Genomic DNA, 13,136 nt, shown 5'->3' on the forward strand with positions numbered 1-13,136 from the left:
GTGAGACGGCGTTAAGCCTGTCCGTAAAATAGGCCCATGCCCGTCGCACGTCAGCCCGTCGCACGTCAGCCCGTCGCACGTCCGCGTGTCGCGCCTCGCCGGAGGGTCGAAGGGAGACGCCGCGAAAGCGTCTTGAGCGTTTCCATGACGCGCCTCGGACATGTCGCGCGGCGCCGGCGCGGCGCAGGACGCCGAACCTTCGGCGCGCCGCCTAATAGGAGAAGCTCAGTTGCGCGAAGACGCCGCGCGCGCGTTCCCCTCCGGCGAGGGGAACGCGATATTGCACGCTCGCCTCGACGAAGGAGCGCGGCGCATGAAGCTCGTCGCCGCGAAACCACAGCCGCGCGGCGAAGCCCGGGCCCGCGCCGATCGCGAGGGGCACGCTGTAGACGTTGTCGTAGCCGCCGCCAAGGACCATGTAGGGCGTCAATACGAGGCCGTCGGCGATCCCGTCGACGCGAAAGCTCTGGCCGATCCGCCCCTCGGCGTTGAGGATCGTCTCCTCGCTCTCGAAATAATGCACGGCCTCGGCGCTGACGTTCCACATCAGCCAGTCCGGGCGGTCGACGCGCAGGTCGAGCCCCTCGCCCTGCGAGAAGGCGGCGCGCAGCATCCAGTTCGAGGCGGCGGCCGAGCCGAGCCCGAACACGCGCGCCGCCTCGAACACGAGATTATAGTCGCCAAACGGCTTCCAGCGCGCGCCAAGCGAGGTCTGGTTGGTTTTCCAGCCGGTCGGGCCGTTGTTCTCGTCATAGACGGTCTGGAACGCGCGCGCGAAAATCTCGAAGGTCGAGCGGTCGCGGTAGCCGATCACGGGCGGGCGCCAGTAGATCTCCGCGCCGATCTGGCCGATGGCGCCGGCGGAGGTCACGGGCGCGAGCGCCGAGCCCGGCGTGACGCCGACCTTGCCATAGGCGGCCATGGCGTTGACGCCCCAGGCGCGGTCGAGATCGGCGATCTGGCGCCTGATCTGGAAGATCTCCTGCGCCCCGGCCTGACGGCCGCCGGCGCGCGCGTCCTCGACGCCGGCCGAAAAGAACGACACGGCGGCCTCATTGTCATAGGCCCGCATCGCGGCGTAGCCGGCGTCGAGAAAGGCGCGGCCCCCGAGTTCGCCCCGCGCGCGCGCCGCCTCGAAAGCCTGCGTGGCGCGGAGATTGTCGCCGGCGGCCGCGGCGAGATAGGCGAGATCGACGTTTGACAAATTCTTGAACGCGCCCTGCGCCTCGGCCGCCTCGAACAGCGCGCGCGCCTCGCTTTGGCGCCCGAGCGCGGCGAGGACGCCGACGCGCCCGCGCAGCGCGGCGAGGCGCTCGTCGGGCGTCCGCGCCGCGGCTTCGGCCTGAACGAAGGCCGCGAGCGCCTCCTCGTCGCGGCCGAGCGCCTTCAGCGCGCGGCGCGCGCGAGCAGGGTCTGCGGCGTCCCGGGCAGGGGCGCGAGCGTTTCGAGCGCGGCCCCCGGCCGTCCGGCTGCGGTCTGCGCGCCGGCGAGCGCGATCGTCCAGCCGCGCCGCTCGGCCGCTGCGCCGGAGCCCGACGCGAGGGCCGCCGAAAAATCCTGCGCCGCCCCGGCGGGCCGGCCGAGGCGCTGGCGGACATAGCCCCGCGCGGCGAGGATCTGCGCGTCCTGGCCGAGCGCCCGGAGCGCCGCGTCGGCGGCCGATTCGGCGCCGGCGAGATCGCCGCCGGCGGCGAGGGCGTCGACGAGCAGGGCGCGATAGGCGCGGTTTTGCGGATCAAGCCGGACCGCCGCGGCGCCGTCGCGGGCGGCGGCGCGGTAGGCGCGCGCGCGAAAGGCGCGATAGCCGGCCTCGGCCGCGCGATAGGCCGGGGAGGGCGGCGGCGCCGCGGCGGGCGGGCCGCGCCGCAGCGCCGCCTCGGCCCTGGCGAGCAGCGCCCTGTAGGCGGAATTGTCCGGGTCGAGGCTGACGGCCAGGGCGGCGTTCGTCTTGGCGGCGGCGTAGTCGCGGCGCGAGAAGGCGTCATAGGCCGCGGCCGCGGCCTTGTAGGACGGCAGGTCGGTCGCCGGCGTCGCCGCGTCGATCGCGGCCTTCATGTCGTCGCGCAGCGTCGAATAGGCCTGCGGGTCGAGCCGCGCCGCCTCCGCGGCGGCGGCGCGCGCGGCGTCATAGTCGCCCCGCGCAAAGGCGATGTCGGCCGCCCGCGCGGCGTCCGCCGCCGAGGCGAAGGAGGTCGGCGCCGCCGCGCGCGGGACGACGGCGGGCGCGGGCTTGAGCCTGCGCCGCGCCTGCGCCAGAACCCCGAGCAGCACGGCGTTGCGGTCGCCCGCCGCGACGAAGCCCGCGCCGGCCTCGACGGCCTCGCCATAGCGGCCGGCGCGTTCGAGCGCCTGCACGAGCAGGACGCGAAGCTGGACCGCGTCGGGGCGCTGGCGCAGCGCCTCGCGCGCGCTCGCCGCCGCGGCGTCATAGTCGCCGCGGCTCATCGCCGCCTGCGCGTCGCGCGCGTGGAAATAGGCGGGCCCGCTCAGCGGCAGCTGCAGCGCGTCGTCGTCCTGCTGCGCCAGCGCGAAAGGGGCCGGCGCGAGCAGCGCGCAGCCGCACCACAGCGCGAAGGACAGGCGCCGGCGCCGGCTCATGACGCGTCGCCCGTCGCGCGCGTCTCGCGCAGCAGGTCGCGCGCGCGCTCGAGCGCGTCGCGGCCGGGCAGGCCGCGGGCGAAGAGAAAGGCGCCGACAGGGCCGTCGCGCGCGGGGTCATAGGCGGCGAACGCCTCGTCGAGCGCCGCGCGTGCGACGAGGCCATGGCTGATCAGCACGTCGCCGGCATGGATGTCATGGGCGAAGCCGATGTCGGCGAAGGCGCCGGCGTCGCCTTCGAGCCGGCGCAGCGCGGCCAGAAGCTCGCTCTCGCGCACGACGTGAAGCGGGCGTTCGCTCCCGAGCGCGGCGCGGATCTCGTCGAGCGTCCCGGCCACGGGCGGAAGCGCCGTCGCGAGGCGGGGCGCGTCGTCGCCGGGCCGCCTGAAGGGGGCGACGCCCCAGCGCCGCCAGTCGCGCGGCGGCGCGAGGTCGAGCGCGGCGCCGACCTCCTCCGAGGTCAGTTCGGCGCGCGGCAGGCCAAGGGCCGCGGCGACCGCTTCGGCGATCGTCTCCTCGTCGAGGCCGTGATGCGGCGGCTCCGTCTCGCCAAGCGAGTCGGTGGTGGGAAAGTCGTGCATCGTCTTGTCCCAGCCGATCGGCGTGCCGAACAGGACATTGGCCAGAAACAGCCTCCAGGCCCTGAGCGTGGCGGCGAAATTGACGAAATTGGCGATGAAGATGCGGGGAATGGACAGCAGCCCGTGCCGGCGGCCGTAGAGCTTGCGGGTGAAATGATAGCGCTGGATCGCGCGCAGGCCGAGAAAGGCGCCGTCGGCCGCAAGGATCGCGCCGAACCACGGATGCGTGACGAAGATCGAGGGGAAGCGCTCCGGCCACAGGCCGGCCTCGGCGGCGAAGAACAGGACCAGGATCTGCGCCGTGAGCAGATAGGCCGCGCCGATGACGAGGAAGGCGGCGACGCCCTTGCGGTCCCGGTAGAGGAAATAGCGGTCGGCGAGCGAGCCCCGCCAGCCGAGTTGCCGCCATCCCTGAAAGGCGATGCCGAGCGTCCAGCGCGCCTTCTGCCGGTAGGCGGTGCGGAACGTGTCGGGGAAGAATTCGCGCACGGCGAGCGGCGCCGTCAGCGTGACCGTCTTCTCGCGGGAGGGATTGATCCAGCCGCGCCGCTTCACCCTGTAGTCGACCGGAAAACGGAGGAACGTCGAGCTCATGCCGCGGGCGCCGAGCCGCAGCGAAACGTCGTAATCCTCGGTCAGCACGGCGACGTTGAACGGCTGGCCGCCGGTTTCCTCGGAGAGCGCCATGAGCGCGCGGCGCGAGAAGCAGGTGCCGACGCCGGCCGAAAGCACGGTTCCGGTCAGCGCCTCGCGCACCAGCATGTCCTTGCCGTGCCATTCGGCGAAATCGTCCATGTAGGTCGCGCCGATCAGCTCCCACCATTCGCGTTCGAGCGACATGACCGGGATCTGGATCAGGTCTTCTGCGGGCAGCACATGGTTGAAGAGCTTCATCTCGAGCGGATGCAGCACGTCCTCGCTGTCGTGCAGGATCGCGCCGGCGAAGACGACGCCATAGGCGCGCTCATGCGCGGCGATCGCCGCGACGATGAAATTGAGGCAGTCCGACTTGCAGGTCGGGCCGGGGTGCGGGACGGTGACGCGCACGACATGGCGGAAGCGCCGCCTGATGCGTTCGACCTCGGCGATGGTGCGCTCGTCGTTGACGTAGACGCCGGCGAACACCGTGTAGCGCGAATAGTCGAGCGTCGCGGCCATGCTTTCGATCATGGGCGCGATGACGTCATATTCGAGCCAGGCCGGCACCATGACGGCGAGCGGCTGCTCGGGCTTGGCGCGAAGCTCGGCGACCTCGGGAACGGTCTCGGGGCGCCCGCTGAGCCGGCGGGCGATCCAGCGCGTCCAGTAGCAGGCGTCGACGAACAGGTCGTCGACGCTCGACACGAAGATGAACAGGGCGCAGACGACGACGCCCGTCTCGAGCCAGCCGTAGTAGCGCGCGACGAGATAGGGCGCGTAAAGCGCCGCGCCGAAGCTGTCGGCCAGCTCCCCGGCCGGCATCGCGGCCTCAGCCTCCGGCGTGGCGGCGCCGCGCCGCGCGGGCCAGCAGGAACAGCAGGCCGAAGAACACGACCACGCCAAGCACGAGCGCCGTCTCCCAGTTGGCGAAGGCCTTCAGCCCCGCCTTGAGCCCGGTTTCGGGCTCCGTCGCCTCCGGCGGCCGCAGCGCGCCGGGATTACGGCTGTCATATTGCGCCGCGACGCCCTCGTCGGTCAGGACGGCGACGTCGCCCTGCGCCAGGATGAAGGGATGGGCGAACTGCGGCGCGGCCGGTCCGACCTGCCGCACGAGCACGCCCGGAACCGCGCCGACCTGGGTCACCTGGGCCACGGCGATTCCCTCGACGCCGGAAATGTCGAGGAAGATCTCGCTGGGCCTGGCCGAAAGCGTCAGCCGGTCGCCCTCGACGACGACATGGGAGGCGTCGGCCGCTCCCGGCAGGGCGACGTCGACCGCGAGGAACGGCCGTGTCGGGGCGGGGGCCTGCGCGCCGCCGCCTTTGCCGTCCTCGGGCGACGCGACGACGATCAGCTTCGCGCTCTGCGGCGCGAGGCCGGCGGCGCCGGCGAGCCGCTCGAGATTGCGCAGCGTCGCCGGCGCGTCGGACAGATAGGCCGCCGGAATGATAAGGTCGGCCGCGCCGGCGAGGCGCGCGCGCAGGCCGAGGAAGCCGTCCTGGGCGAGCGGCGGCCCGAGCGTGACCGAGCTCGACGGCAGCACCGAGACGGGGAACGCCTGCGGCGTCTCGCGGCAGCGGTCGCTGACCGGCTGGCGCTGGAAGCTCACCTTCAGCGTGTTGATGGCCTGCAGCGCGAAGGCCGGCACATTGGCCGTGATCCGCTCCGAGCGGCCGTCCGCGCCGAGGCGGCGGGCGGCGAGGAGGAAGTCGTTGAGGAACACCGAGGCGACGGGCTCTGACGTCGAGGCGCCGGGCGCGGCGGCCACGTCGATGGTCAGTTCGCGCGGCGCGCCGCCGCGGGCGGCGAGCGCGCCGAGGTCGAACTGCGCGGTCCAGTCGGCGCTCGACAACACGTTGAGCGAGGCGGGGACGCCGCCAAGCGCCGCGAGCGAGACCACGCTGCCCTCGCGGCCCGGCAGTTCGGCCGCGCGCACGGCGAGCTTGCGGGCGATCAGGATCTCGCGCCAGAAGGCGTCGAAGAGATCGGCCGCCTTGGCCGCCGCGTCGACGCCGACGGCGCCGATCGGCGCGCCGCCGAAGGTGGCGAGCGAGATCACGTCGCGCGGGCGGCGGTCGGCGAGCGTCGCCGCGCTCCGGCGCCAGGCGCGATAGGCGTCGGCCGCGCCGGCCGCCGCGGCCTCGGCGCCGAGCGCGTCGAAGGCCGCGTCGAGCGCCGCGCCCATGGCGTCGTCGGCGACGGCGACCTGGGCCGGAACGCCGCCGAGCGCGATGAACGCCCCGACCTCCGCCGGGGTGGCGAGGCGGCGGCGCCCTTCGCCCGAAAGCGCGGCGAAGGACGCAAGGCCGGCGAGGCCCTCGGGAATCTTGAGCCCGGCGGGATCGACCTCGTCGCCGACGGCGGGCAGCGCCCGGATCGTCGGCCGCTTGCCGGCGCGCTCCAGCGCCAGCGCAAGGCGCCATGCGGCGTCATAGGCCTCGGCCGAGATCCGGCGTCCCGAAACCAGAAGGACGGGGGCGGTCGGCATGGCCGACCAGGCGGTCGCGAGGGTGTCGATCTTCGAGGCGTCGAAGGCGAAGGAGAAGCGCGTGTCGCCGTCGATCTCGAACACGTTGCCGATCGTGCGCTGGTCGCCGCAGAGGTCGGAGTCGATCGCCGACGACCAGGCCGCGCCGAGACGCACGAAGCCGCTGGAGCGCGGCGCGCCGTCGACGCCGAGCAGCATGTCGACGCCGCCGGCGTCGAGCGTCGGCGAGCGGCCGGCGACGGGATAGCCGTCGATGGACAGCACGAAGGTCGTGCGTCCGCCGTCGGCGCGCAGATAGCGGCCCTTGAAGTCGAGCGTCGGTTCGATCAGCGGCAGCCCCGCCGGCGTCGGCAGATAGATCTCGCGCCGCGAATCGAGCGAGCCGAGCACGATCGGCGCGCCAAGGCCAAGCTCGCGCAAGGTCACCGAACGCTCGACGATCCTCGTCCGGCGAGTCTCGAACGCCTCCGCCGCGGTCTCGGCCGCGGCCGCGCCTGGCCGCGGCGAGGGCGGCGGCGAGGAGGGCGGCGCGCGAGCGAGCCGGCGAAGCCTGCGCGGCGCGGAAAGGGAGCGAGACGCGGTCATCGTCAGACGTTCCGGTGCGTTGCGCCGGCCGCGGCGGGCGGCGCCGGCGAGAAGGGTTCGAACGCCCGCCCCGCGAGCGCGGCGGCGATCCGCTGCGAGGCGGCGCCGTCTCCATAGGGGTTGACGCTGCGGGCGAAGCGCGCATAGGCCGCCGCGTCGTCCCACAATTCGTCGACCGAGGCGACGATCGACTCGGTCCGGGCGCCGACGAGCCGCACGGTTCCGGCGGCGACCGCCTCGGGGCGTTCGGTCACGTCGCGCATGACGAGCACCGGCTTGCCGAGCGAAGGCGCCTCTTCCTGCACGCCGCCCGAATCGGTCAGCACCACATAAGCGCGGCGCATCAGATGCACGAAGGGCTGGTAGGACAGCGGCTCGATCAGATGGACGTTGTTCCGGCCGGACAGCGTCGACAGCACCTTGTCATGCACGTTCGGATTGCGGTGCACCGGATAGACGATCTCGAGGTCGGGCCGCCGGGCGAGCTTGGCCAGCGCCGCGCAGACGTTCTCAAAGCCGGAGCCGAAATTCTCGCGCCGGTGGCCGGTGACGAGCAGCAGCCGCCGGCGCCCGTCGAGGAACGGGAACTGCGCGTCGAGCCGGGCCTTCAGCGCGGGGTCGGCGTCGATCCGCGCCGCCGTCTCCCCAAGCGCGTCGATGACCGTGTTGCCGGTGACGAGGACCTGGCCGTGCAGCCGTTCGGCGGCGAGATTTTGGGCCGAAAGCGCGGTCGGCGCGAAGAGAAGATCGGCGAAGACGTCGACGCAGCGCCGGTTCATCTCTTCGGGCCAGGGCTGGGCGAGGTCGTAGGTGCGCAGGCCCGCCTCGACATGGCCGACGGGGATGCGGCGGTGAAAGGCGGCGAGCCCTGCGGCGAGCGAGGTCGTCGTGTCGCCATGCACCAGAATGCGGTCGGGCGAAAGCCGCGCCAGCGTCTCGTCGACGCCCGAAAGCACGCGCGCGAAAAGCCCGTTGAGCGTCTGGTCGGGGCGCATGACGTCGAGGTCGACGTCGGGCCTGAGGCCGAACAGGTCGAGCGCCTGGCCGAGCATCTCGCGGTGCTGGCCGGTGACGACGACGACGGGGTCGAGCGAGGGCTCGCGCCGCAGCGCCTCGACGACCGGCGCCATCTTGATGGCCTCGGGCCGCGTGCCGAAAACGCAGACGATCTTCAAGCTGGACGTCTCTGCAGAACGGGAGGAGCGGGGCGGGCGGGAGACGGGCGGGGCAGGAACGGGCGGGGGCAGGAACTGACGGGGGTCGTGAAGGCCGGCCCCTGAACGCCCGGGACGGGCCGGCGCCGGAAACGTTCGCGGGCGGCCCGAGCGGACGGCCAAGAGTCGTCAAAAGGCTCGCGGCTTGTCAAGCGCGCGCGCCCGGGCGCGCGGCGGCGGCGTCGTTTTGCCGGCGCCTGTGGCCGGCGCGCATCGGGCCGGGCGGGGCGTCGGCGGTCCTTGCGGACGAAATTCCGATCCCGCCAGCAATCCCTTAGATTTAGAACAGTTTAAATCACATAAGTGATTTGTTGTTTTTGATTTTCTACAGTGTTTAAGTGATCCGGATGCGACGTTCGTGGCGCCTGAACGGCCCGCTTCGCCGAAATGACGCTGCGGGCGCGGCCCGCGGCGGCCGAACACGTGGGATTGCCTGAGATGACGCGTCTTAATCTTGCCGAGGTCTCCGACGGCGTGGTGCGCGTCGTGGCCTTTGAGTGCGGCATGGCCGACCAGCAGCGCCTCACCGACCTCGGCCTTCACCTTGGCGCGCGGGTCGAGATCCTGCATCGCAACGCCGACGCCGGCCTCGTCGCCGCCGTCAACGACGACGCGCGGGTCATGCTCGACGTCGAAACCGCGCGGCTCGTCACGGTGACGCCGCTGCCGCGCGAGACGACCATGCCGCCGCTCGCCCTGTCCGACCTCGCGGTCGGCGAGCGCGCCCGCATCGTCGCGCTGAGCCGCGCCAGGCGCGAATACCGCCAGAAGCTGATCGCCATGGGCCTGACGCCGGGGGTCGAGTTCGAGATCGCCCGCGTCGCTCCGCTCGGCGATCCGGTGGAGATCCGCGTGCGCGGATTCGCCATGAGCCTGAGGCGCGCCGAAGCGGACGCCGTCGCCGTGGAGAAACTGTGATGGGCGAGCAGAAGATCGTCGTCGGCGTCGTCGGCAATCCGAACTGCGGCAAGAGCACGCTGTTCAACGCGCTGACCGGCGCCCGCCAGGAGGTCGGCAACTGGCCGGGCGTGACGGTCGAGAAGAAATTCGGCGTCTACCGCCACGAGGGGCGGCTCTATGAGGTCGTCGACACGCCCGGCGTCTATTCGCTCGGCGCGGCGATCCAGACCTCCGAGGACGAGCGCGTCGCGCGCGACTTCGTGCTCTCGGGCGAGGCCAACCTGATCGTCAACATCATCGACGCCTCCAATCTCGAGCGCAATCTCTACCTCACCACCCAGCTCCTCGAAATGCGCACGCCGATGGTGGCGGCGCTCAACATGATGGACATCGCCGAGCGCCGCGGCTTCGCGGTCGACGTCGACGCGCTGTCGAAGGCGCTCGGCTGCCCCGTGGTCGAACTCGTCGCCGCGCGCGGCAAGGGCGTCGCCGCGCTCAAGTCCTTTGTCGCCGACGTCGCCGAGCGGCCGCGCCCGCCGGCCGTCGAGCCGGACTACGGCCCGGCGATCGAGGTCGAGGCGCAGGCGCTCGCCGCCAAGCTCGCCGCGGCGGGCGTGCCCAAGGCGCGCTGGCGCGCGCTCAAGCTGATCGAGGGCGACCCCTTCGCCGCCGGCGATTCGGACGGCGTCACGGAGGCCGAGGTCGCGGCCGCGCAGGAGCGGGTCAAGGGCGCCGGCGGCGAGGACGCCGACATCGTGGTGGCCGACGCGCGCTTTTCCTTCATCACCGAGATTCTCGGCCGCGCCCTGACGCGCCCGCGCGAAGCCTCGCGCACGACGTCCGACCACATCGACCGGATCGTGCTCAACCGCTATCTCGGCATCCCGATCTTTCTGTTCATGATGTATCTGATGTTCGTGTTCACGATCTCGATCGGCGGCGCGTTCATCGATTTCTTCGGCCAGGCGACGGGCGCGGTGCTCGTCGACGGCGCCGGCGCGGCGCTGACGGCGGCGGGCTCGCCGCCATGGCTGACGACGCTGCTCGCCGACGGCATAGGCGGCGGCGTGCAGACGGTCTCGACCTTCATTCCGGTGATCGCCTTCCTCTACCTGTTCCTGTCGACGCTGGAGGATTCGGGCTACATGGCCCGCGCCGCCTTCGTCATGGACCGGGCGATGCGCGCCGTCGGCCTGCCGGGCAAGTCCTTCGTGCCGCTCATCGTCGGCTTCGGCTGCAACGTGCCGGCGATCATGGCGACGCGCACGCTCGAGAACAAGCGCGACCGGCTCATCACCATCATGATGGCGCCCTTCATGTCCTGCGGCGCGCGCCTGCCGGTCTACGCCCTGTTCGCGACCGTGTTCTTCGCCGGCAGCGGGCAGAGCCTCGTCTTCGGGCTTTACCTGCTCGGCATCCTCGCGGCGGTCGGCACCGGCTTCCTGCTCAAGAGCACCGTGCTCAAGGGCGAGATCTCGCCCTTCATCATGGAGCTGCCGCCCTATCACGTCCCGACCGTCAGCACGGTCCTGCTGCGCGCCTGGGACCGGCTGAAGTCCTTCATCTTCCGCTCGGGCCGGGTGATCGTGCCGATCGTCATGCTGCTCACCTTCCTCAACTCCGTCGGCACGGACGGCTCCTTCGGCAACCAGAACAGCGAGAAATCGGCGCTCTCGGCGGTCGGGCGGACGATCACGCCCGTGTTCGCCCCGATGGGCATGCGCGAGGACAACTGGCCGGCGGCGGTCGGCGTCTTCTCCGGGATCCTCGCCAAGGAGGCGGTGATCGGCACGCTCAACGCGCTCTACGCCCAGCTCGGCGAGGAGGACGCGGCGCGCGCGGGCGCGGCCGCCGGCGCGCCTGCGGCGGCCGCGGCGCCGGCGACCGTCGGCGGCAAGCTCGCCGCCGCCGTCGCGACCATCCCGGCCAATCTCGGCAAGGCGGTCGCCAGGATCGTCAATCCGATGGGCGGGGGCGGCGAGGAGGAGGGCGCAACGCCCGAAAGCGCCTATGGCGCCATGGCCGCGCGCTTCGACGGCCAGGTCGGGGCCTTCGCCTATCTGCTGATGATTTTGCTCTACATGCCCTGCGTCGCCGCCGTCGGCGCCATCTATCAGGAGACCGGCTGGCGCTGGACGCTGTTCGCCGCCGCCTGGACCACCGGGCTCGGCTGGTGCGCGGCGACGCTGTTCTACCAGACCGCGCGCTTCGACCGCGCGCCGGGCTACGCCAGTTTCTGGATCGCGGTCTGCCTCGGGCTGCTTGTCGCGGCGATGGTCGCCCTGCGCCAGGCCGGCAAGGCCGCCGCCGGCGGCCGCACGCCGGTCCGCCTGCCGCCGGCCCTTCCCCCCGCCATCACGGAGGCGCGTTCATGACCACGCTCTCGGCCGTCAAACGCTACATGGAGGACCACCGCCGGGCGAGCGTCGAGGATCTCGCCGTCGGCCTCTCGACCACGCCCGACAACGCCCGCAGCCTGATCGAGATGTGGCGCGCCAAGGAGCGCGCGCGCTACGTCCCGAGCGCCTGCGGCTCCTGCGGCAAGGCGGCCTTCGGCGGCTGCTCCTGCGCCGAGAGCGCCGTGCGGCGCGACGTCTATGAATGGATCTGCGACGACGAGCCGGGCAAGGATGCGTCCTGACCTTTCGCCCTTCATGCGTCTGCGCCGGCATGTGGCGATCGCCCATCACGTGCCGGGCCGCATCCGCCTGAAACTCGCCCTCGGCGCGCTCGCCGAGCTGCCCGCGGTCGACCCCGCCCCCTTCGTCGGCCTGATCGACCGCCTGCGCGGCGTGAACGCGGTCAGGGTCAATGCGGCGGCCCTGTCGGTCGTGGTCGAATACGACCCGGCGGTCGTCGACATGGCCGACTGGCCGCGGCTTCTCTCCGGGGCGCCGGAGGATGCGGAACGAATTCTCGCTTCCTACATAAGCTAGGGCGCTGCGCGCCGAAAAATCCAGGGATCGAAGTCAATGTCGAACGACAAGCCGCAATGGGGCCCTTATCCGTACGGCCCTTACCCCGGCGCGGGCCAGCAATGGCGGCCCGAAGGCCCCGCCGCCGCCGGGCCCTACGGCTGGAGCGCCCAGGCGGCCGGCCCCGAGACGGAGCCGCCGCCGGCGGCCGAGGGCCGGATCGACGCCCTCGACGTGCTCGAAGGCGTGCTCAAGGACGGCTTCAGCGTCACGAACCTGACCCGCATCGCGCGGGCGAGCGGCTCGAATTTCTGGGTCGGCGCCGCGATCGGGGCCGGGCTCGTCGTGCTCGCCAACCGGCCCGACGTGCGCGCCGCCGTCTCGAATTTTTTCAGCCGAGCCGCCGAGCCGCCCAAGGCCGAGCCCAAGGGCTGAGCCACGGGGCGGGGCAAAGGGACGGGGCAAGGGGGCTGAGCTCAAGGCGGCCCGCCGGGCGCGAAGCCTGAGCCGCCACGCAACGTCACATCATCAGGAGCAGGAACATGGCGGACGACCCGATGCGCCAGGGCGCATGGCATCATCATTATTATTATGGCCCAGGCCCTTACGGTCAGGGTCCTTACGGCCAGAACCCGTACGTCCAGGGCGCGGCCGAAGCCCGCGGCGGGCGCGCCGGCGCCGGGCCGGCCTGGCCCGGCTTCGCCAACACGCACCGCCATCCGAACGCGGATTCTCTGGTCAAGGGCCTCGTCGTCGGCGCGGCGGCGGCCTATCTCCTGACCAACGAGAAGGCGCAGCGCGCCATCATGCGCGCCGGCGTGACCGTCTGGACGACGGTCATGGGCGGCGTCGAGGAGCTCAAGGAGCGCCTGCACGACGCCGAGGCGGAAGTCGCGGCCGCCGCGCCGCCGCAGGAGCCCGCGCCGCCAGCGCCGCAGGCGCCGGCCGCGCCGCTGAAGCCGACGATCGTCGAGAGCTGAGCCGCGGGGCCGTCGGGTGAAGCTGCGCGTCGTCCATGAGGTTCCCGGCCGGCTGCGCCTGCGGCTCGCCGGCGGAGACGCTTTGCTGCCGCAGGCCGCGGCCGCCGTGCGCGACGTCGCGGGCGTCAGCGGCGTGCGCGTCAACGCCGGCTGCGGCGCGCTCGTCGTCGTCTATGACGGCGACGCGGCCGCGCGCCGGCGCATTCTTGCGGCGGCGGCCGATCCGCCGCGCGACG

At 72.3% G+C, this 13,136-nt stretch carries 12 protein-coding genes; 7 read left to right on the forward strand and 5 right to left on the reverse strand.

All coding sequences use genetic code 11. The features are described from left to right. Positions 1-211: 211 nt before the first annotated feature. The 5 genes from ACILRB_RS04410 to wecB all read right to left on the reverse strand — a co-directional run bounded on the left by ACILRB_RS04410 (position 212) and on the right by wecB (position 8,066). A complete protein-coding gene (locus tag ACILRB_RS04410) occupies positions 212-1,204 on the reverse strand; it encodes an NfrA family protein (RefSeq protein ID WP_395665083.1) in 993 nt (330 codons plus the stop codon). 182 nt (positions 1,205-1,386) lie between these two features. Continuing rightward, on the reverse strand, positions 1,387-2,598 hold the full coding sequence (locus tag ACILRB_RS04415; protein WP_395665084.1) for a tetratricopeptide repeat protein: 1,212 nt from the start codon (positions 2,596-2,598) through the stop codon (positions 1,387-1,389). Continuing rightward, a complete protein-coding gene (locus ACILRB_RS04420; RefSeq protein ID WP_395665085.1) occupies positions 2,595-4,640 on the reverse strand; it encodes a glycosyl transferase family protein in 2,046 nt (681 codons plus the stop codon). The genes ACILRB_RS04415 and ACILRB_RS04420 overlap by 4 nt, the downstream gene beginning before the upstream one ends. Before the next feature lie 7 nt (positions 4,641-4,647). Beyond that, entirely contained in the window at positions 4,648-6,732 is a 2,085-nt protein-coding gene (locus ACILRB_RS04425) for a hypothetical protein (protein ID WP_395665086.1), read from the reverse strand. A 161-nt stretch (positions 6,733-6,893) separates the two neighbouring features. Further along, positions 6,894-8,066, reverse strand: a complete 1,173-nt coding sequence (gene wecB / locus ACILRB_RS04430; RefSeq protein ID WP_395665087.1) for a non-hydrolyzing UDP-N-acetylglucosamine 2-epimerase — start codon at positions 8,064-8,066, stop codon at positions 6,894-6,896. Between the two features lie 477 nt (positions 8,067-8,543). On the opposite strand from wecB, the gene ACILRB_RS04435 reads away from it, so the two are divergent. From ACILRB_RS04435 to ACILRB_RS04465, 7 genes are all read left to right on the forward strand, one after another. Continuing rightward, positions 8,544-9,023 (forward strand): ferrous iron transport protein A, encoded by a 480-nt coding sequence (locus tag ACILRB_RS04435; RefSeq protein ID WP_395665088.1) that lies wholly within the window; start codon positions 8,544-8,546, stop codon positions 9,021-9,023. Continuing rightward, positions 9,023-11,380, forward strand: coding sequence for a Fe(2+) transporter permease subunit FeoB (feoB, locus tag ACILRB_RS04440; protein WP_395665089.1), 2,358 nt, complete (start codon positions 9,023-9,025; stop codon positions 11,378-11,380). Before ACILRB_RS04435 ends, feoB begins: the two co-directional genes overlap by 1 nt. After that, positions 11,377-11,646: a FeoC-like transcriptional regulator gene (locus ACILRB_RS04445; protein ID WP_395665090.1), complete on the forward strand. Its 270-nt coding sequence runs from the start codon at positions 11,377-11,379 to the stop codon at positions 11,644-11,646. Before feoB ends, ACILRB_RS04445 begins: the two co-directional genes overlap by 4 nt. Then, positions 11,636-11,941 carry a hypothetical protein gene (locus tag ACILRB_RS04450; protein ID WP_395665091.1) on the forward strand — a complete coding sequence of 102 codons (306 nt, stop codon included), beginning with the start codon at positions 11,636-11,638 and terminating at the stop codon, positions 11,939-11,941. Before ACILRB_RS04445 ends, ACILRB_RS04450 begins: the two co-directional genes overlap by 11 nt. Before the next feature lie 36 nt (positions 11,942-11,977). Next, positions 11,978-12,355, forward strand: a complete 378-nt coding sequence (locus ACILRB_RS04455; RefSeq protein ID WP_395665092.1) for a hypothetical protein — start codon at positions 11,978-11,980, stop codon at positions 12,353-12,355. Between the two features lie 107 nt (positions 12,356-12,462). Beyond that, entirely contained in the window at positions 12,463-12,900 is a 438-nt protein-coding gene (locus ACILRB_RS04460) for a hypothetical protein (protein ID WP_395665093.1), read from the forward strand. A gap of 16 nt (positions 12,901-12,916) precedes the next feature. Next, positions 12,917-13,136 (forward strand): hypothetical protein (locus ACILRB_RS04465; protein ID WP_395665094.1); only part of this gene is annotated, 220 nt, incomplete at its 3' end.

It is taken from the genome of Methylocella sp., from assembly GCF_044226135.1.
In the GTDB taxonomy this organism is placed as follows: Bacteria; Pseudomonadota; Alphaproteobacteria; order Rhizobiales; family Beijerinckiaceae; genus Methylocapsa.